Source organism: Vibrio sp. 811, from assembly GCF_033339195.1.
The window spans coordinates 256,115-276,776 of sequence record NZ_JAWOUB010000006.1; the positions used below are offsets into that span (position 1 = coordinate 256,115).

The window sequence follows — 20,662 nt, forward strand, 5'->3', positions numbered from 1 at the left end:
CAAGAGTTGTAAGCAAATAGATTAATCACCTCTAAGAGCAATGCCAGAAAAAACATTAAATATATGATTTAAAAGTAATATTTAAATTCACTTAAAATAATAAGTAAAAATAATTTAGAAAAGTTAATTGAGTCAAATCAGCAAAACATCAATACTCAATTTGTCGACAGGATGTTGGCGGGAACAGGAAAAAAGCCTAAAGGATTGGGTATCTTCAGGATGAAGATTTGATAGCTTAGGATGAGTTGTCAGCAAGGATGTAGTTAAGCTCTAGGATAGAGTTCGCCCGTCAGGATGATAGGCAAGAATGGACACCGCTAGGAAGGCGATGAACAAGGAACTCGGTTAAAGGACTTAGCCACAATCAAGGATAGATGCAGGGAGCACCTATTAGTAGCTGGATTGCTGCGAAAAAGAATAAGCCCCGTCTGGGAAACCAGGCGGGGTTTTATTTTGTCTGTAATGTATTGATAGCGATTCATCTTTATCGTTTAAGTCTTCTCTGTTTTCATAAAACACCGTGCTATCATTTTCTTTACGTCTCCCAACAAAGCTCTCAGAAAATCACACACTATGCTTAATCCTGTTTGGTTACATACATTTAAGACATTGATTGAAGTCGGTCATTTTACGCAAACGGCAGAAAAACTTTTTATGACTCAGCCTGGCGTCAGCCAACACATCAAAAAATTAGAGCAAAGTTGTCAGCATGCCTTGATCAAGCGCGAAAACAAAAGCTTCGAATTAACCGAGCAAGGCAGGATTGTCTACGCATATGCGCTCGAGTTAGAAGATAGAGAGAAGAAGCTGCTCGAAGAGCTCAGTTTTGATGATGCGTTTTCAGGCCACTGTAAACTGGCTTGTTCTGGTGCAATGGCGTTAATGTTGTATGGGCCCATTTTGGAGAAGCAAAAACAGCACCCGAGCTTATCGTTACATTTAGAAGCCGCGCCAAATCAATCTATTCTCAACGCCATAACGCAAGGGCACATCGATATTGGTATCGTGACTGATGTTCCCAACAAAGGTCTGTTTCACAGTGAGCGAATTGGTAAAGAGAGGTTGTGCTTGGTTCTGCCAAAGCATTATCAAAATAAGCAGATAACGCCACAACTCTTGCATGACTGTGGTGTCATTAGCCACCCTGATGCCGAGCATTACATGACGCTGTTTTTTGACCAATGTGAAGAACCACAGCTCCAAGAAATTAAGATGAGCGATTTACCATTATCCGGCTACGTAAATCAATTGAGCCAAATTTTGCTGCCTGTCAGCAAAGGACTTGGCTTCACCGTGCTGCCTCAAAGTGCGGTCGACAATTTTCCGCTAAAAGACACGTTACACATTGCTCAATTGAAAAACACTGTATGTGAAGAGCTATTTCTAGTTCGTAAGCGCAGTCGTGCTCTACCTCTGCGCTATCAGACCATCAAAGAAGTGTTATTGGATGTGATCGGTGGCGCGCATCAATGATGTTAGCCACTCTTCGCTGGTAATGCGTTCCTCTTGGCAATCCACCCAATATGGTTTGCCAGATAACCAGCTCTTTGACGCGACCTCTTTTATAAACACATCCACGGAATCAACGTCATCTTTGGCGTAATCCCATTTATTGCGCGTGTGTTCTGCCGCTTCTTGATTAGTGTACGCCTTGCCGTTGCGGATAAAGGTGCAAGAGGATTGCTCAAATCGTTTTATCAACGTCGAGATATCTTGCTCTACCCCTGCTAGTGCAAAGGTAGGCAGAATGCTTAATGTAAGTAACAACGTCCACTTTGCTTTCATCGCACCTTTATCCTTATCCCTGACCAAGTAACTACTAATAAGTGACTTAACTATTCTGATGTTTGGCTGTTTAGCTCAGCCATTATTGCCACCATGCCTTCGCAGGCTGAGGCTCCGCAATCGCCAAGCGTTGACCAATCTCAGGGCTCACTAACGTTACACCGCGCTCTTCACTGATATCTAACGCGCGTTGCATCGGCTCATTCCAATCATGCATCGATAAATCAAACGTACTGTTGTGAATTGGCATCATCACTTTGCCCTGCACATCAATGTGTGCTTGAACGCTTTGCTCTGGGAACATGTGAATGTCTGACCAAAGTTCATTGTATGCGCCGGTTTCGATCATAGTGAAGTCAAACGGACCGTACTTTTCACCAATCTCTTTAAAGCCATTGAAGTAACCAGAGTCACCACTGAAGAACACTTTGTGTTGTTGTGCATTAATAACCCAACTGCCCCACAGTGTCGTATCGCGGTCTGTCAAACCTCGACCGGAGAAATGCTGAGTCGGAGTCAATGTATATTCAATGCCGTCGACAGAATGTGACTCCCACCAATCTAGCTCGATCACTTTCTCCTTCGGCACACCCCAATTCACCAGTAATTGGCCAACTTTTAACGGCACCAAGAAAGTGCCCACCTTGTCGCCTAGCACTTTAATAGAAGCTTTATCTAGGTGATCGTAATGGTCATGACTGATCACCACCACATCGATAGTTGGCAAATCTTCTATCGTGATGGGGGTTTGGTGAAAGCGTTTTGGCCCTGCCCATTGTACAGGAGACGCGCGATCACTGAATACAGGGTCGGTCATCACCAGTTTTCCATCGAGCTTCATTAATACGCTTGAGTGACCCAGACGATAGATGACGTCATCTTGCTCTTCTAACAGTTGCCGCGCTGTGATCGCATGCACTGGAATTTCAATCGTTGGTGTTGGGTTAAGGCGCTCAGTCGTAAAATACGCTTTCATGATTTCGAACATGTCGCCCAAACCGCTTTTGTATTCCAACTCTGTATTTGCAAATTTGTCCGGGTATGTTGGCGCTTTTTCAGTATCAACATTAGAACAAGAAATCATTGATGTACCCATCGCGAACGCTCCTACTGTGGCTAGCAAAGTTTTTTTCATAAAAAGTTAACCCGAACAAATGTAAACTACACGGTGCAGTTTACATTCTAATTATCAAAAGTAAACTACTTAGTGTAAAATAGATCAAGAAATGATCTTCTTAACTTAGCAAGCTTATGAATGTAAAAAGAAAAAGTCGTAGCGAAACCAAAAGAGAAGCCATCCTGTGCGCAGCAAAGCAAGCGTTCCAAGAGTTTGGGGTGCAAAACACCAGCATGGATAAGCTCTCTGCTATCGCGCAAGTCTCTAAGCGCACGGTCTACAACCATTTCCCTTCTAAAGAAGCGATCGTGACAGAGTTACTAACCGAACTATGGCGTTCTTCAATGATGGATAGCGACATTGAACGTTTACCAACACTCCCGCTAAAAGATCAATTGATTGAATTACTCTACAGCGAGATCATTGTGGTGACGGAACCAAACTATATTGAGCTGGCAAAAGTGGCATTTGGGCACTTCTTATTTAAGCCGGAAGATCTCAAAGAACAAGCAGAACAAATGTCGAAACAGGAAACCGCCCTGTACCGCTGGCTTACTGAGAAATCGAACAGTGGCGCTTTGCAAATTGATGATGTACATATAGCAAGCACTCAATTGCACAACTTACTTAAAGGCAGTGCATTCTGGCCGCAGTTAATGGGAATTCGCCCCTCTTTGTCGAATGAAGAATCTAGGCTGTTAGCTACCCAAACGGCGGAACTTTTTTTAAGTCACTATCAAAACAGCTAAAAACAGCGGTCAAATTGGCCGCTTTTTTAAGCGATAATTCGTGACAAAGCGATGAAATTTTTGCTCAATTTTATTTATCTCACCCTTGACAGTCTCATACCGCAAGGCGTGAGCGTTCGATAAAATATTTTTGTCGTGTCGACGATGCTTTTTCGTTTTCATCTCACAAAAAAACGCCCTAAGGTGCGCACCTCTGACGACGTGGTTGTTCAACCACAATTCTAAATCGTTGAAGTAAGTAGGTTATGTCATAACATGATCACCTGCCTACTGCATTCTATGCTCTATACTTATATTTTAATTTGGTACTGACTTACTAAGGAATTGCCATGCGTATTGCTATTCTCTCTCGTAATGAGAATTTATATTCAACCATGCGCCTAAAACAGGCGGGTGAAGAACGTGGGCATCAAATCGATGTGATCGACACGCTTCACTGTTATATGGACATTACGAGCAACAACCCTAAGATCCGCTACAAGGGTGAAGAATTACCGCAATACGATGCTGTTATTCCGCGTATTGGGGCATCTATTACGTTTTACGGCACTGCTGTTGTACGTCAGTTTGAAATGATGGGCACATTTTGTGTCAACGAATCTGTAGCGATCAGCCGCTCTCGTGACAAATTGCGTTCATTGCAATTGCTATCACGTAAAGGCATCGGTTTGCCGCGCACGGGCTTTGCTCACCACCCTGACAACATTCAGGACGTGATCAAAAACGTTGGTGGCGCACCTCTAGTCATTAAATTGCTAGAAGGTACTCAAGGCATCGGTGTTGTACTTGCTGAAACAAATAAAGCGGCAGAAAGTGTGATCGAAGCATTCATGGGTTTGAAAGCAAACATCATGGTGCAAGAGTTTATCGAAGAAGCAAAAGGCGCGGACATCCGCTGTTTTGTTGTCGGTAACAAAGTTATTGCTGCAATGAAGCGCCAAGCAAAAGAAGGCGAATTCCGTTCGAACCTTCACCGTGGTGGTTCTGCGCAACTCGTACGCTTAAGCAAAGAAGAACGCGCAACCGCTGTAAATGCAGCGAAAGTGATGGGCTTGAACCTTTGTGGTGTGGATATCCTTCAATCTAAAAATGGTCCTGTGGTGATGGAAGTGAACTCTTCACCTGGCCTAGAAGGCATCGAACTAGCAACAGGTAAAGACGTTGCTGGTATGATCTTCGATTTTATCGAGAAAAACGCTAAGCCAAATTCAAACCGTACTCGCGGTAAAGGTTGATTTTTGTTTAACGCACAAGAGAGCCAAAAGCCGGCTCTCTTGTTACTCGTCGCTAGGATGACACTATGAATCAGAAAATGATCATTGGGAATGCCGAAGCTATTTGCTTGCCAGAGTTAGGGATTACTCACCTTGAAGCGCGTATTGATACAGGCGCTCAAACCTCTTCATTACATGTAGACAATATTGATTGCTTTGAAAAAGATGGTCAGTCTTATGTTGCATTCGATCTGCACCCAGATGTATACCATTTAGAACAAGTGGTTCGCTGCACAGCGAAACTAAAAGCAAACCGTAAGGTTAAATCTTCTAACGGTACTTTTGAGCACCGCTGCGTGATCACAACGATGCTGCGTATGGGCGACCAACAATGGCCAATCGACATTACGTTGACTAACCGTGAAAAAATGACTTACATGATGTTGTTAGGTCGTCAGGGCATGGCAGACAAAGTGCTCGTTGATCCTAGCCAATCTCACTTATTGGCATCTTAACCCCGTAGCTTCAGATGAGTGATCGAACGTTTTTGTTGAGCATCACTCGTCTGGCTTTATCTTAGCCTACTTCCTACGAAATAACGCAAACAACAATCCCTTCGCTTTAACTTTTGTCACTCGCCAGTGCGTCATTGGCTTAGTCGGCGCTGTATTCAAAATGTGCTGATACGCTTTTTCATCCAAAGTCACCTCTCCCCCATGTGCCAAAAGCAAACATTGCGGATTCATCTCAAACACACGCTTTAATGATTGGCGATATTGGTTTGGATGAAATATGGGAAACGGCGCAATAAGATGTTTCTTAACCTGCACCATTAAATCCGCCACATACAATACATCTTGTTCAGAATGATAAACCGACAGATCTCTATCGGTATGTCCTTGCGTTTCTAGTACCTGCCAATCATCAAACCCCGGAATACACTCACCATCGATGAGTTCGATATCGGGCTTTAGCTTGCGCGAATACCACAGGTTTCGCTTTGGTTTACGCATCCGGTTCGCCATCCAGCGCGCTAACATCAAATCGGTTAAATGCATTAACCAACCATCTACACCGTCATACCACTGGCTTTCTCGCTTTGCTGCTAACACTTTGCATCCGGTCAAATCACGCAACTTGTGCGCGCCACCAGCGTGGTCTGGATGCATATGAGTCACAACGACCAACTTTAGGTCAGAAAAAGGGCGATGGAGTTGATGCTCAATAAAATCTTTAAGGTGAGGAATGTCTGCTCGACTTGCACCATCAAGCAACATTAATTTATCGGGATATTCGGCGAGATACATGGTCTGAATGTATCCCTGAATTCTGTGCAGCTGCAAAATATGTCCTTATTTGAGTGAGATTTTTCATGACCGCTTCCTTGCTGGTCAGACCAACTATAACAGCAGAATCGACGCTCCGGTAAACAAATGTTCACACCCAACGACGACAACAAATCATAATCGAGATGATAGATTTTAATCATTAGACTCAAGGGCCCTTTTATCCGTTAATGCGCGCACACGGAGTTCGTGTCAGGGTATGAGGTAAATACCTCATGATTTGCTTTTTTGTACTTTTCCTTCTAATTAATTAAGGAGTTAAGTACATTTTTGTGAGAATCGAGTTGGAAAAAGCAACTAAATTAGACCGCATCCGCGCGGACTACAACGTTCACTACTGGAGCCAAGGTTTCTACGGCATTGATGACCAAGGCGAAGTATATGTATCACCACGTAGTGATCGTGCACATCAAATCCCTTTCAGCGCTATTGTAAATGAGCTAGAAGCGAAGCAGTTAAATCTGCCTGTATTAGTACGCTTCCCGCAAATCGTGCACCAACGTGTGCATGGTATTTGCCACGCATTCAACCAAGCAATTGAAGAATACCAATATCCAAACAAATACTTGTTGGTGTACCCAATTAAAGTAAACCAACAACGTGAAGTGGTGGATGAAATTCTAGCGAGCCAAGCTCAACTAGAAACCAAGCAGCTTGGTCTTGAAGCGGGTAGCAAGCCAGAGTTGTTGGCGGTACTTGCATTGGCTCAACAAGGTAGCTCCGTGATCGTGTGTAATGGCTACAAAGACCGTGAGTATGTGCGTCTTGCACTGATCGGTGAAAAGCTGGGTCACAAGGTATTCATCGTACTAGAGAAGCTTTCTGAGCTGGATCTGGTACTAGAAGAAGCGAAAAGTTTGGGTGTAAAACCGCGCCTTGGTTTACGCATTCGCCTCGCCTCTCAAGGCGCAGGGAAATGGCAAGCAAGTGGCGGTGAAAAATCGAAGTTTGGTTTATCAGCATCGCAAGTGCTTAGCGTTATTGAACGTCTTAAACGCGAAGGCAACCTAGACGCGATGCAACTGGTTCACTTCCACCTTGGTTCACAGATGGCAAACATCCGTGATGTACGCAATGGTGTGAACGAGTCTGCACGTTTCTACTGCGAACTACGCGCACTCGGTGCAAACATCGAGTACTTCGATGTGGGCGGCGGCTTGGCAGTGGATTATGACGGCACACGCAGCCAATCATCGAATTCGATGAACTACGGCCTTGCAGAATACGCACGTAATATCGTGAACACAGTGGGCGATGTGTGTCTGCAATACGAACAACCAATGCCAGTGATCATTTCGGAATCGGGTCGCTCGCTAACAGCGCACCACGCTGTATTGATTTCTAACGTAATTGGTACCGAGTCGTACCTACCGGAAGAAGTACATGAGCTTGATGATGACGCTCCGCTTTTGCTACAAAACATGTGGCGAAACTGGGAAAACTTACAAGATGGTACAGACGCTCGTGCGTTAATTGAGATTTACAATGATACCCAAAGTGATTTGGCAGAAGTGCACTCTCAATTTGCTACAGGCGTGCTTAACTTGGAACAACGTGCGTGGGCAGAACAATTGTCACTGCGCATTTACTTCGAATTAAGCCGCAAGATGAGCACTAAGAATCGCTTCCACCGTCCGATTCTGGACGAGTTGAGCGAACGTCTTGCGGATAAGTTCTTCGTGAACTTCTCTCTCTTCCAATCTCTACCAGATGCTTGGGGTATTGATCAGGTGTTCCCTGTTCTGCCACTTTCTGGTCTGGGCGAGGCGGAAGAGCGTCGTGCAGTGATGTTGGACATCACATGTGACTCTGATGGCGCGATCGATCACTACGTTGATGGTCAAGGCATCGAGAGCACGCTACCTGTACCAGCTTGGAGCAAAGACAAACCGTACTTAATGGGCTTTTTCCTAGTAGGCGCATACCAAGAAATCCTTGGTGACATGCACAACCTATTTGGTGATACCCACAGTGCTGTAGTCAATGTTGATGAACACGGTCAATTTGAGATCAGTTACATCAACGAAGGTGATAGTGTAGAAGACATGATGCGCTACGTTCATATCGACGTGGATGCGATTCGTGACAATTATAAACAATTGGTTTCACAGCGAGTTGAAGCCAATGAACAAGCACAAATCCTAGCAGAACTAGAACAAGGTCTAGCAGGATACACCTATTTAGAGGACTTCTGATATGAATGATTTGTTTACTAAAACTGATTATTCGCTTTACTCCAACTCTATGTCGTTTTTACGTCTGCCGTACATTCGTAACCCGGTATCGGCAGACGCAGACGTTGTGGTGTTGGGAGTCCCTCTGGACATGGCAACATCTGGGCGTCCAGGTGCGCGTATGGGTCCAGATGCAATTCGCCGTGCCTCAGTCAACTTGGCATGGGAAGGTAAGAAGTTCCCGTGGAGCTTCAACGTATTGGATAAACTGAAAGTGATCGACGCAGGTGATCTCGTGTTCGATTGCGGTGATGCGGAAGATTTTACTTACCGCCTTGAAGCGGCAACCAGTGAAATTCTAAAAAGTGGTAAAACCATGTTGGGATTGGGCGGTGACCACTTCATCACGCTACCTATCCTACGTGCCTATGCGAAGCATCATGGCCAAATGGCTTTGATTCACTTTGATGCTCATACGGACACCTATGCAAATGGCAGTTCATACGACCACGGTACGATGTTCTACCATGCGCCGAAAGAAGGTTTGATCTCAGCGAAGAACTCAATACAAATCGGCATTCGTACGGAGTACAAACAGCAAGATCACGGCTTCAATGTGATTAATGCGATGCAAGCGAATGACATGCCGGTGAACGAGATCCTAGAAGAAATTCGTCGCACCGTCGCAGACAAGCCAGTGTATGTCACTTTTGACATCGACTGCTTAGACCCGGCCTTCGCACCGGGAACTGGTACACCAGTTTGTGGTGGCTTGAACTCAGACAAAGCGCTGAAAATTATTCGTGGTTTAGCCGGCATGAATATCGTGGGTATGGATGTTGTCGAAGTATCGCCTCCATACGACCACAGTGATGTTACCGCACTAGCGGGAGCAACCATCGCACTAGAAATGCTTTACGCATACGCATCTGAGCGCGAATAGACATAATCATTTCTAAGGGAGCTTCGGCTCCCTTTTCTTTCTGATGCCTTCCTCTACCTTTTATTCACTCGTTTCATCTTGAACTCAGATCAACCGAGCAGACGCTTTATTTTTGCACTTTAACCATTAAAACCAGTTACCTATAAGGCTCATACTATTCACGAAAAGCAAAAGATTTAACGTAAATAGACAAAGAAATGCACCTCTTTTTGAAAACAAAATCGGATTAGTTTTTCTAATTGAAATCATAGATTTTTATCTTGCTCGACTTCACAGTTTTCGATTGCTAATTATACAAGCAAGCACTATTATCTCGCGCAAATACCCCCGCAACACAAGAAGTCAGTTGGCACTCTGTAAAAGAGCGCTAAGGGTTTTTACGTCTTAAATTTTTTGGAGAGATACGCAAATGTCTGCTTCGTTTCCATTAGCGAAACTTACCTTTTTAATCGCTATATTGACTGCCGTGGGTCAAATGACCCAGACAATGTACGTGCCTTCAATCGGTCATATGGCGGGCGAGTTTTTGGTATCTGCGTCATCACTTCAAGCTGTGATGGCTTGTTACCTAATCCCATATGGCTTGTCGCAATTTGCGTATGGCACACTATCGGACCGCTTGGGACGCAAACCGATCATCATCGTCGGGCTGCTTATCTACATCGCGGGTACACTGGTAGCATTATTTGCACATCAATTTGAATGGTTCTTGATTGGTAGCTTTATCCAAGGCTTAGGTATTGGCTGCGGCGGTGCGATGTCACGCACTCTGACTCGCGATTGCTTTGAAGGCTCTGATCTACACAGAGCAAACAGCTTAATTAGCATGTGTGTGATTTTCTCACCATTAATGGCACCAGTATTAGGCGGTTACCTAACAGAAGCTTTCGGATGGCGGTCGAGCTACTTGTTCTTAGCGCTATTTGCTATCGCGGTTGTGATCACCATGATGACAAGCATGATGGAGACGCTACCAAAAGAGAAACGCAAATTCGAACCAGTAGCCAAAAGCTACAAACACGTTTTGTCTGACCGTCGCTTTCAAGGCTTTTTGATTTGCCTGGTTGCAACATTCGCTGGTGTGGGTGTATTCGAAGCAGCGGCTGGGGTGTTATTGGGTGGGGTATTAGAATTACCTGCAACAACGGTAAGTTTGCTGTTTATATTGCCGATCCCAGGTTACTTGGTGGGCGCAGGCTTATCTAGCTACATCGCAAGACGTCGCTCTGAGCGTCGTGCTTTAAACGTAGGCTTGGTCTCTATTTTTGTGGGCTCTGCTATTGTGCTCATCCCAGGCTTGTTTGGTTTGACCACGGCGTTAACGCTGGTTGGAGGCGCAACCGTGTACTTTTTGGGTGCGGGTATTCTCTTCCCAGCAGCAACAACTGGAGCGATTGCGCCATTCCCATACCATGCAGGAACAGCAGGCGCGACATTGGGTGGCATGCAAAACTTGGGGGCAGGTGTCGCAACTTTGCTCGCGTCACTATTTCCAGCGCATAACCAGATGCCTTTGGGCATTTTGATGATGGCAATGTCGGTAATTGCAATGCTTGGGTTAATGTGGGTGAATCGAGCACACAATCACTCAAACGAAGTACCGCAAGTTATCTGATCATTATCAGCTTACTTTCAAAATCCAAAAGGGACACACTCAACAAGTGTGTCCCTTTTTTCATATCACACTATATCGATTTCCCGATGAGAATGATTTAACTTTCGAATTGATATTTGTTAAAAATAACAGCTGCTTACACAATGTGTTTTCAGCTCTCTTCAAATTGAGTATCCAACTCGGAAATATTGAGGATTCTCACTTTTTCGGTATACCCCATAACAAAGAATGGACAACTGAAAACCACTAACAAAATGAAAGCCCAGCCCTCAGGATGAGGCCACTTGGGTGTACAATAAGGATAAAATCAGATGCGTTTCACTTTAACTACGTTGGCCGTCTCGGTCGCGCTTGTCGCCGGATGCAGCAATCAAGGAATTCCTAGCATGACTCAATACTCCCAAACACAGATCGTTGCTCAACAAACTCAAGCTCCGGTTGCGAAAAAAGTCCCTCACGCGATGACTATTCATGGCGATACCCGCGTTGATAACTACTACTGGATGCGTGACGACGAACGTAAAGACCCTGAAATTTTACAGCACCTAGAGAAAGAAAATCAGTACGCAGAAACCGTTCTAAAGCACACTGAAACACTTCAAGATACGCTATTTGAAGAAATTAAAGGGCGTATCGCAAAAGACGACAACTCAGTACCTGTTCGTAAAGGCAACTACTTCTACTCCAGTGAAGTGACCGGAGATAACGAGTACGAAGTCCATTTGCGAGCTAAAGACTTTGCAGGCAAAGACAAACAAATCATTTTAGATGTCAATGAACTAGCAAAAGAACATGAATTTTTCAGTATCGGCGGCCTATACGTTAGTCCGAATGAAAACTTATTGGCGTATGGCGAAGACACATTAAGCCGCCGCGTGTACACCCTTAAGATCAAAGACCTGACAACAGGCAATTACCTACAAGATGAAATCGAAGGGGCCTCAAGCGCTGTCGCATGGCAGAACGATAACAACGCCTTTTACTACATCAAAAAAGATCCACAGACCTTATTGGGCTACCAAGTTTATCGTCATGTATTGGGCACACCACAAAGCAGCGATGAGCTGATTTTTGAGGAAACCGACAGCGCCTATTACACCTCACTAAGCAAAAGCAAAGATGGCGAAGATATTTATATCTGGCATTCGAGTACAGAAACCAGTGGGGTCTCTATTATTGATGCGAACAACCCTAAAGCAAAGGCGAAACCGTTCTATCCTCGTGAAGATGGCATTGAATACAGTATTTCTAAGCTAGGCGATTGGTACTACATTTATACTAACTATCAAGCCGTCAACTTCCGTTTGATGAAAGTTCATCAAAATGACATGCATGACCGCTCTAAATGGCAAGATGTGATTGCGGCAGACAACAACACTCAACTTGTCGACTTCGAGTTATTCGATGATCACATCGTCTATGAGCAGCGCTCTAACGGCCTAGCAAGCGTCACTGTACGTCAGCTTTCAACAGGAAAAGAATTCCCCCTCACATTTAATGACGATGCGTTTGCTGCCTATTTGACAGGTAACCTAGAGCTGGATAACGAGAAAGTTCGTATTTATTACAGCAGTTTAACCACTCCAGGAACCTACTACGATTTCGATCTAAAAACGGGCGGGTCAGAAGTCATGAAGCAAACACCTGTACTTGGTGATTTTAATCCTAACAATTACCAATCAGAACGCATCATGGTCACAGCCCGTGACGGTAAAGAAGTACCCGTTTCTTTGGTGTATCGTAAAGACTTATTTAAGAAAGATGGTACGAATCCACTCTACCAATATGGTTATGGATCTTATGGCGCAACCATTGAGCCAACTTTCCGCTCGACACGTTTGAGTCTGTTGGATCGCGGCTTTGTTTACGCCATTGCTCATATTCGTGGATCTGAAATGCTTGGCCGCCCTTGGTATGAAGACGGTAAAAAACTAACCAAGCAAAACACATTCAACGACTTTATTGATGTGACTAAAGGTTTGGTTGAACAAGGCTACGGCGCGAAAGATAAAGTCTTCGCTGTTGGTGGCTCTGCAGGAGGTCTCTTAATGGGGGCTATCATCAACCAAGCACCAGAACTGTACCGCGGTATCGGTGCACATGTTCCGTTTGTGGACGTGGTAACCACTATGCTCGATGAATCAATTCCATTGACCACCAATGAGTATGATGAATGGGGTAACCCAAATAACAAAACATACTATGACTATATGTTGAGTTACTCGCCTTACGACAACATCAAGGCGCAAAACTACCCGAACATGTTGGTAACGACTGGCTTGCACGACTCTCAAGTACAGTACTTTGAACCAATGAAGTGGGTCGCCAAACTTCGTGAAATGAAGACAGACGATAACGTCTTGTTGTTCAAAACCGATATGGAAGCCGGACACGGCGGCGCATCTGGTCGATTTAAGCGCTTAAAAGAAGATGCGCTAGAGTATGCCTTCTTCCTCGATTTACTCGATAAAAAATAAGCGTATTAATAGAACTGCATCTCTTCTAACAACAAAAATGCCCGCAAGTTGCGGGCATTTTTTATAGACGCACTCTCTAAACAAGGAGTGGGGTTACCTAAGCACAGAACGACCAGCGTCTCTTATAGCCAAAGGAAAGCAGAAAGAAAAACGCCTACTCACAACGAGTAGGCGTTAACACAATAAATGTGTTTAGGCAGTAGAAACTGGCCTATTTATTAGAAGTAGTAACGAGCACCTAGAGTCCAGTAGTCGTTCTCTTCATTGTTGTAGTCGTTACCTAGGTCAAACTGGTAACCAGCGAAAGTAACGAATGCAGGAGTTACTGCGTACTCTGCTTGTAGCGCAGTTTCGCTTGAAACTGTCTTGTTGTCTTTGTCGTCTTCTACACCTTCGTAGTTAACGCTGAACGTCCAATTGTTGACTCCGTACGCTAGTAGGCCCTCAATCTGAGTAGTTTCTTCACGCATCTCGTAGAAGTATTCGTTCATGCCGTATACAACAGCTGCGTACAGACCAGAGCCATACTCACCGTAATTTACAGAAACAAGGTGTGATTCAGCAGTTTTAGTACCTAGACCAGAATTCTCAACATCACCGCCGCTGTATACGTAGCCTAGACCAAAGCCCGCAACAGAGCCGCTCAGTGCGATTTGACCACGTTGGTCATACTTGCTGCCTTTAGAAACGTATTCTGGAAGACCTGTGTTAGGGTTTTGTTGTAATGATAGGCCTCTATCATCATTTTCACCTTGCCAACCAAGACCTAGGTTGAAAGCAAAACCTTCGCCAAACTCAAAGCTTTTACGGTAGCTGATCATTTTTTCAGCACGACCAGTACCTAGATTGTTGTGATTGTCGTACAAAAAGTCGTTCGCGAACGCGATTGGTAGATCCGCAACGCCAGCGACATCGTAGTACGGAGACCACTGTGTACCTCCCACTAAACGGCCAAACTGCTGGTGGGTCGCGCCGATGTAGCCCAAACGAGTTGAAAACGACTGGCTACCACCATTTAGGTAGTTAAGTGCCCATTCGCCTTTAGCGTCGATAGTGATACCGTTGCCAATGTCTTTCTTGCCCGCAACATTGATACGTGGAGACACTTGGTGAACTTTTACTTCTTCTTCGAAATACTCACCCACGCCAACTGAAACGTGACCGCCGATCGATAAAGATGTACCATCGCTGTTGTAAACTTCTGCTGCGAAGGCCTGTGAACCACATGCTAGTGCCGCCACTGCAACGGCTAGAGTTTTCATTTTCATTGTTAACATCCGTATAGTTGTTTGTACCGGTTCGCTTAGAAACAGATTAAATCCGAATCAATCGCAACGAACACATAACAAAGTAGTAATGAAATAGAAATGAAACAAACACTTTCTTATGCAACCAGTGGTATCAATGCTCACATTTTGAACTTAATCACAAAAAAATAGGGAACTTTTCATTCCCCATCATAAAATCTGTGGCTTTTTACGTGTCACATCTCCCAACGTGCGAGTGGCTTCTCAGTTTTGATACCGTTACTGCCCCAGCGGTCAATAACATCAATTTGCAGTATGCGGCTCGGTTTAATAAGCGATGTCAAGGTTTTCGACGGTCGTTTATCCGTCACTAACCATAGCGTTTTATCTTGTTCAAACTGAGCTTTTAAAGATAATTTGTCTTCTTCTGTCCACTCAAGTTCCGGCTTAAATTCGCGCCCAACCACAAACAATTGGTTGCCAGAGGCAAAGTCCTCTAATGACTCACTCATCAGTACCACTGAATCGATGCCTTTATCGAAGATCTCTGCCTGTTGTTGGTTGATCAGTTCACGCACATTGAGCATAAGAGCCTGTTGATTCGTTTGAATCGCCTTTTGGTGTTCAGGATATACACGTTGTAGATCCTCTCCAACAATGCCCGCCATTCGGATTAAGTTTGTAGGGTTCAGCCATGCGTACTTCGATGTTGACCCGTTTTCCAATGTCAGTACTGCAACTCCTTGAGCTCTAGGAGAAATGGCCTGCGATGCATCGATTTCAATCAAGTTAATGTTGCCCTGTCGAGCGTAAACATAAGTCGGGTCTTGTTTCCAAATCGCACCAAGAGTAATAGCAACCGTCGCGACTTGACCCGCTTGCTTAACTTGCTCTGTACCTTTATTTGCGAACCAGTTTTCAAGACGCTCAACGCCGTAACGCTTTGGAGGCAGATACTGAGTCTCTATCCCTGTACCTTTCATGAGTTGCTCAGACAACATGTACGTGACGGGAGTGCTGGTTAAAATGTCTTTGGCGCCTGCCAACGATGGAAGTTTCGTCGCTATAACCAAACCAAAAGTTATCGCTAATTTTTTTATCTTCATGTTCATTACTTTATAAAAAGGGTTACGCTTTTTGGATAATTCGGTAAACCGTTGCTATTAGGAAAAATGCCGCAGAAACAATGATGATGGATGCGCCTGATGGCACTGGTAGCTCAAGCTCCATCGGCAGTATGGTTCCTACTAGACACGCAATGGTTGCCAATAAAGAAGAAAGGAGAACAAAACTGCCCATGCGTTTAGTCAATAACCTAGCCGTTGCACCAGGAATCAGTAGCAATGCACCAACCAATACCGCGCCAATAATCTTTACCGCGGCGATGGTGACCAAGGTGATCATCATGACAAATAAGTAATCATAAAAGCTGGTATTAAAGCCGCGTACACGTGCAATATCCGGGCTGATACAAGTTAGCAAAATGCGGTTAAACGTTGGAATAAGAAGCAGTAATATGATCAAACAACTGATCGCTAAAATAAGGATATCGTTGTCCGTCACAGTCAAGATCGAGCCAAACAACACGTTCTCCAACATGTGAATGTTGATCTTGCGAGCAACGTACATTAACAGCGCAGCACCAACCGCTAACGCTAGTGCAAGAAAAACCCCAACCAGTGTGTCGTAAGGTACATTCGTACGATTACGAACAAAGTGAAGCAACAGCGCAAAAATCATACAAAAGCTAAACAATCCGATGATCGGATTCTCTGGCGGCTCACCGAGCAACACACCAATCGCGATTCCGGTAAGCGCAGCGTGCCCAACCGCTTCAGAGAAAAAAGCCAGTCGCTTGGCGATGACTAATGTACCAAGACCACCAAGTAATGGTCCTAATATCAGCGCTGCCACAATTGCGTTCACCATGAAGGCATAAGAAAAGCTATCGCTTAACCACCCAGCTTCAACGCCGCTAACCGCTAACTCTCGCAACCAATCCATTATGCAGCCTCCACTTTTGCTGTGTAGTGCTTGAATAATGTTTCTATACGATCAGGACTTAACACATCTGAGTGGTGCCCTGACGCCACAATTTGACGATTTACGACATGGACCTGCGCGTCTAAACGGCGCACTGCGGTCACGTCATGGTGTACTGCCAGTACCGTTTTGCCTTCTCCAACGACTTCATGAATCAAACCTTCAAGGTACCGAACACCTTGCTCGTCCATCCCAGTTGTAGGTTCGTCTAAAACCAATAAATTGGGCTCATCCAGTAAAGCTTGCGCAAACAAAACACGCTGTTGCTCACCGCCAGAGAGTTGCCCCATACGACGGTCGCTACGCGTTGCCATACCCACGCGATCCAGCTGGGCCAGGGCATGTTGAGTTTGTTTCGTTTTACGTCGCCAAAATAGAGGGATACGAGTTTGGTTAAGCAGTACAAAATCCATCACGGTTAACGGGAGGCTTGCTTCAAACATCGCTTTTTGTGGCACATACCCTATCTTCCCCGATACAGCTGATGGTTCTGGCCAATTGAGCGCTATGTTTCCCGAAAATGGCGTGAGTCCAAGTACCGAACGAAGCAAAGAGGTTTTACCACCGCCGTTCGGTCCCATAATCACGTGACATTTCGCGTTCTCGAATTCGGCGCTGATGTTCTGCAAAATGATATTGTCGGCGTATTTTAGGCCCACGTTACTTAAGGAAACGGAAGGTCCAGTCATTACACCTTTTCCCCTGCTCGCTTACTCGCCACAAATTTCATGGCTTCGATTAGTGTTTCCACATTATCTCGCATCTCAACCTCGACTTTATCAGCCTCATACTCACCGTGAGTCATGTGAGAAAAGCGATAAAGCTGCACCCCAGTCGCCTCTTCGATGGTATCAACAAAGCGATTCGGCATATTGAGCTCATAAAACAGCACATCAATGCCCGATTCACGAATTTTCTCTATCGTTTCCTGTAGCTGACTTGCACTTGGTTCTACACCATGAGCAGGCTCAATGACAGCGGCAACGTCAACACCAAACTCCTGAAGGATATATCCGTAAGCATTGTGGGTTGTCGCCACCTTCATACCAGCCGTGTCCAACTCACCAAGAGACAACATTGCATCACGCTTCATCAGGCGAAATGTTTTCGCGTATTTACGAGCATTTTGGCGATAGAACGTAGCATTGTCTGGGTCCAATTGGCTTAGCTCACTCGCGATGGTGTAAACCTTTTGAATGGTTGTTGATAAACCGACAAAGGTGTGAGGGTTCACTGCTCCTTGACCAACAGACTGCCCCATAGCAGGCAATAAAGGCACTTCTTTGTTCGCCTCGATAACCACGAGATCATCACGCTGAGAAGCCTTGATCACTTTCAGTGCAAAATCGTCATGACCAATACCATTGATCACTATTACGTCCATTTCATTTAAGCGCTTAAGATCATTAGGTTGTGGCAAATAGTTGTGAGGATTAAAACCAGCATCAACCAAAGGAACGATGTCCGCCTTCTCACCAACAACGGCTTTAACATAGCTGTAATAAGGTTGAAGCGTAATACCAATACTGAGTTTATCGGCAGCAAAGCCAGTAGAAGACACCGTCAATAACGCGGTGGCTGTAAGAATACGACGTAAAAGAGAGCGTTTGATCATAGTACTTATCAATTATGTTGTCTTAATGGGCGTGAGAGTGAGAGGAAGAGTCTGACAGAACGATTTGTTTCCAACCGAAATCGTGGCGTTTTGCTAGCTCGCTTAGTCCTTCCACATTTAACGAACGGCTAGAATCATTAAACCAAATATCAGCTTGAGAACTGCGGCTATCCAACAGCATGGAAGCAGAGCCTTGGGCACTGGTCTTCACGCCAATGTAGACACCGTCATCAATTCGTTGCCACTGATGAGAACCTTTACGCTTCCAGTTTTGGTCTTTCACGAATGGAGCAATCCAAAGCGCCTCCATATCAGAGATCTCAGGCCAAGTTCCGGTATCTAACTGCAAATCACGAATCTCTTCATGAGCGAGCTTAAGTTCAGCGATCAACCCCAACTCATTTTGATGTAAATCCGTGATTAACACTTGATGAGACCGCATTTCTGGCTTTTCAGTCGCGACCTGATGGTAGGGCATAAGTATGGCTGCTGAACTTAGAATTGCTGCGATTGTCAGTGCGACCCACTTTCCTTCTCGGTTACCATCATCAGGGCGAACTTTCTGAACGCTCATTTCTCTTTCAGCTCAACGATATCCACTTCCACCGGGCTTTCATGTCCGGCATCAAATACCAAATAGAAATCTGTTTCAGGGTGAGTAAATTCTGCGATGGAACGCTTATCTGTTTTTTCTTTGGCGATCAGATTGTCGTCGTAATCGTACATTTCGACATCGTAGTCGACCGCTGTCGATCCATCCGAGTAGCCCGCTTCACAAATCACTTTATCTTGCGCCAAGTGACAGCTCATCAGAGGAAAATGTGCAGCAGCGTGAAAGGACGCAAATCCAGAAAAAAGCAAAACCGCTTTTAGAAGAGAAGTGTTATTCATGATAATTCCAAAATGGCCCAGCAATTGCTGAGCCTAATTCGATTAGTTAAGTTGAGTTTCAAACGTAAGGTGAACATTGGCACTCGCTTTATCCGCCAATGGATTATCTTTTAATTCACCTTTGTAGTTCGCTTTCATTAAGTAGCGCCCGGCGACTTCTGGCGTGAAGATCACTTTGCCATCTTTATCGCTCACCACATCGATTTGTTCTTGATGGTTTCGGTACATGGTACCTTCACGTGTAATCTCAGCAGTAACGCCCTCTTGTGGCTCTCCGTTAAAGAAAAACTGGAAAGTCACAGGCTCACCTTCAATGATGTCCGATGGATGCGTGATCGGTTTCATCTCCAGCATTTTGCCTTCAATCTCCAACGCTTTGTCCGTTGGCATACCAACCGTAATGTAGCTTTCTGCTCGGGTGTAACTTAGTTGAGTAACCACATCACGCGCTTGCTCGGGAAGCACATCACCACGCTCAGCTTTGCTTGCTCGCGCCCATTTCACCGTATCACGACGGCCCGCTTTGTATTGTGTGTAGTAGCTCGGCTGATTATTAATCGCAACTTTGTGCGTGCCTTCTTCTGTAAAAAAGAAATCAAACATAGAGCGACGCTTGCCACGAACAACAAAGTTAGGACGCTCAGAGCGGCCATCCGGCATCACCACAAATGCCTGGTCACTACCCGCAGGCTTATCAAAAACAAACGTTCCGTGAGAGGCAGTAACATCAAATGTCAGCCAGTCACCGCCTTCTTTAGAAACCGTAAAGTGAGAGGGCAGAACCCAACGTGGATGTGCTTGTGCGGTGGTGGTTACAGCCAATCCCATTGCCATTACACTCGCCAATGCCACTGTTTTCATTTTGGTTTTCATTGTTGTGTCCTTTAATCACTTAACTTGATAATTGACGGTGATGACACCCGTCTCTTGTGTTGGTTTAAGCTCATAGCGCACGTCACTGTCCGCTAGCGTTATTTTTTGACGTAAGTAGTTTCGCCCACCGTGTTCACGAACGACCTCGACGTACAACGTGTAATTTCCTTGTTCCAAACGCTTCCCTGCGTCATTGGTTCCATCCCAGACAAAGCGGTATTGACCAGCAGGACGTGTTGCAGAAGTCACCGCATCAACAAGTTCACGATCATAACGACCCGCTTTTCTCCACCAGCTGCGTAGATCTTTTAACCATTCGTCTTTCCCTACCCATAACTGAATGGTTTTAACCGGTTTACGCTGATCGTTTTCAACCCAAACCGCCACATAAGGGCGTGCATACATTGAGGTATCTATCTTTGGAAGTTCGAGTTCGAAGTCGACCTTCGCGTTATCTGGTATAGGCGCCGCGGAAAGAGAGAAAGGAGCAAAAGCCGCGATCAAAGCGGCTTTACAAAAGTGATTACGGCGGAAAAATCTTCCTGTGTTCAACATAAGTGTTCTCTAAAAAAG

At 45.0% G+C, this 20,662-nt stretch carries 20 protein-coding genes; 8 read left to right on the forward strand and 12 right to left on the reverse strand.

Features of this window, described 5'->3' with window-relative positions; genetic code table 11:
• Positions 1–573: 573 nt before the first annotated feature.
• Positions 574–1,473 carry a LysR family transcriptional regulator gene (locus tag R7Q46_RS12550; protein ID WP_005384184.1) on the forward strand — a complete coding sequence of 300 codons (900 nt, stop codon included), beginning with the start codon at positions 574–576 and terminating at the stop codon, positions 1,471–1,473.
• On the opposite strand, the gene R7Q46_RS12555 is transcribed toward R7Q46_RS12550, so the two are convergent.
• Both R7Q46_RS12555 and R7Q46_RS12560 read right to left on the reverse strand, forming a co-directional pair.
• Positions 1,441–1,785: a DUF5329 family protein gene (locus R7Q46_RS12555; protein WP_318077537.1), complete on the reverse strand. Its 345-nt coding sequence runs from the start codon at positions 1,783–1,785 to the stop codon at positions 1,441–1,443. The two genes, R7Q46_RS12550 and R7Q46_RS12555, sit on opposite strands and share 33 nt — an antisense overlap.
• 82 nt (positions 1,786–1,867) lie before the next feature.
• Positions 1,868–2,881 (reverse strand): MBL fold metallo-hydrolase, encoded by a 1,014-nt coding sequence (locus R7Q46_RS12560; RefSeq protein WP_031780877.1) that lies wholly within the window; start codon positions 2,879–2,881, stop codon positions 1,868–1,870.
• Positions 2,882–3,036: 155 nt separating this feature from the next.
• Here R7Q46_RS12560 and R7Q46_RS12565 point away from each other — a divergent pair, with 155 nt between their 5' ends.
• The 3 genes from R7Q46_RS12565 to R7Q46_RS12575 all read left to right on the forward strand — a co-directional run bounded on the left by R7Q46_RS12565 (position 3,037) and on the right by R7Q46_RS12575 (position 5,380).
• The gene (locus R7Q46_RS12565; RefSeq protein WP_005374222.1) at positions 3,037–3,651 is read left to right on the forward strand and encodes a TetR/AcrR family transcriptional regulator; all 615 of its coding nucleotides are present in this window, start codon (positions 3,037–3,039) and stop codon (positions 3,649–3,651) included.
• 329 nt (positions 3,652–3,980) lie between these two features.
• Positions 3,981–4,886, forward strand: coding sequence for a 30S ribosomal protein S6--L-glutamate ligase (rimK, locus tag R7Q46_RS12570; protein ID WP_318077538.1), 906 nt, complete (start codon positions 3,981–3,983; stop codon positions 4,884–4,886).
• A 65-nt stretch (positions 4,887–4,951) separates the two neighbouring features.
• Positions 4,952–5,380, forward strand: coding sequence for an ATP-dependent zinc protease (locus R7Q46_RS12575; RefSeq protein WP_005384193.1), 429 nt, complete (start codon positions 4,952–4,954; stop codon positions 5,378–5,380).
• A 66-nt stretch (positions 5,381–5,446) separates the two neighbouring features.
• Here R7Q46_RS12575 and R7Q46_RS12580 read toward each other — a convergent pair whose 3' ends face one another.
• Positions 5,447–6,172 (reverse strand): MBL fold metallo-hydrolase, encoded by a 726-nt coding sequence (locus tag R7Q46_RS12580; protein ID WP_318077542.1) that lies wholly within the window; start codon positions 6,170–6,172, stop codon positions 5,447–5,449.
• A 323-nt stretch (positions 6,173–6,495) separates the two neighbouring features.
• On the opposite strand from R7Q46_RS12580, the gene speA reads away from it, so the two are divergent.
• The 4 genes from speA to R7Q46_RS12600 all read left to right on the forward strand — a co-directional run bounded on the left by speA (position 6,496) and on the right by R7Q46_RS12600 (position 13,420).
• Positions 6,496–8,406, forward strand: coding sequence for an arginine decarboxylase (gene speA / locus R7Q46_RS12585; protein ID WP_033906546.1), 1,911 nt, complete (start codon positions 6,496–6,498; stop codon positions 8,404–8,406).
• A 1-nt stretch (position 8,407) separates the two neighbouring features.
• A complete protein-coding gene (gene speB / locus R7Q46_RS12590) occupies positions 8,408–9,328 on the forward strand; it encodes an agmatinase (RefSeq protein WP_017635531.1) in 921 nt (306 codons plus the stop codon).
• Positions 9,329–9,737: 409 nt separating this feature from the next.
• Positions 9,738–10,943, forward strand: coding sequence for a multidrug efflux MFS transporter EmrD (gene emrD / locus R7Q46_RS12595; protein ID WP_005374234.1), 1,206 nt, complete (start codon positions 9,738–9,740; stop codon positions 10,941–10,943).
• A gap of 311 nt (positions 10,944–11,254) precedes the next feature.
• Complete coding sequence (locus tag R7Q46_RS12600) at positions 11,255–13,420, forward strand: S9 family peptidase (RefSeq protein ID WP_151515839.1); 2,166 nt, start codon at positions 11,255–11,257, stop codon at positions 13,418–13,420.
• A gap of 218 nt (positions 13,421–13,638) precedes the next feature.
• On the opposite strand, the gene R7Q46_RS12605 is transcribed toward R7Q46_RS12600, so the two are convergent.
• The 9 genes from R7Q46_RS12605 to R7Q46_RS12645 all read right to left on the reverse strand — a co-directional run bounded on the left by R7Q46_RS12605 (position 13,639) and on the right by R7Q46_RS12645 (position 20,644).
• A complete protein-coding gene (locus R7Q46_RS12605) occupies positions 13,639–14,688 on the reverse strand; it encodes a porin (protein WP_005374238.1) in 1,050 nt (349 codons plus the stop codon).
• Positions 14,689–14,903: 215 nt separating this feature from the next.
• Positions 14,904–15,773, reverse strand: coding sequence for a metal ABC transporter solute-binding protein, Zn/Mn family (locus tag R7Q46_RS12610; protein ID WP_318077539.1), 870 nt, complete (start codon positions 15,771–15,773; stop codon positions 14,904–14,906).
• A 22-nt stretch (positions 15,774–15,795) separates the two neighbouring features.
• A complete protein-coding gene (locus R7Q46_RS12615; RefSeq protein ID WP_258624727.1) occupies positions 15,796–16,671 on the reverse strand; it encodes a metal ABC transporter permease in 876 nt (291 codons plus the stop codon).
• On the reverse strand, positions 16,671–17,399 hold the full coding sequence (locus R7Q46_RS12620; protein WP_151515841.1) for a metal ABC transporter ATP-binding protein: 729 nt from the start codon (positions 17,397–17,399) through the stop codon (positions 16,671–16,673). Before R7Q46_RS12620 ends, R7Q46_RS12615 begins: the two co-directional genes overlap by 1 nt.
• Positions 17,399–18,325, reverse strand: coding sequence for a metal ABC transporter solute-binding protein, Zn/Mn family (locus R7Q46_RS12625; protein ID WP_005385991.1), 927 nt, complete (start codon positions 18,323–18,325; stop codon positions 17,399–17,401). The genes R7Q46_RS12620 and R7Q46_RS12625 overlap by 1 nt, the downstream gene beginning before the upstream one ends.
• A 22-nt stretch (positions 18,326–18,347) precedes the next feature.
• Positions 18,348–18,899, reverse strand: a complete 552-nt coding sequence (locus R7Q46_RS12630; protein WP_151515842.1) for a DUF6162 family protein — start codon at positions 18,897–18,899, stop codon at positions 18,348–18,350.
• The gene (locus R7Q46_RS12635) at positions 18,896–19,216 is read right to left on the reverse strand and encodes a hypothetical protein (RefSeq protein WP_005374251.1); all 321 of its coding nucleotides are present in this window, start codon (positions 19,214–19,216) and stop codon (positions 18,896–18,898) included. The genes R7Q46_RS12630 and R7Q46_RS12635 overlap by 4 nt, the downstream gene beginning before the upstream one ends.
• A gap of 42 nt (positions 19,217–19,258) precedes the next feature.
• A complete protein-coding gene (locus tag R7Q46_RS12640) occupies positions 19,259–20,089 on the reverse strand; it encodes a DUF4198 domain-containing protein (RefSeq protein WP_203345257.1) in 831 nt (276 codons plus the stop codon).
• A 15-nt stretch (positions 20,090–20,104) separates the two neighbouring features.
• On the reverse strand, positions 20,105–20,644 hold the full coding sequence (locus tag R7Q46_RS12645; protein WP_053349400.1) for a DUF2271 domain-containing protein: 540 nt from the start codon (positions 20,642–20,644) through the stop codon (positions 20,105–20,107).
• Positions 20,645–20,662 lie beyond the last annotated feature (18 nt).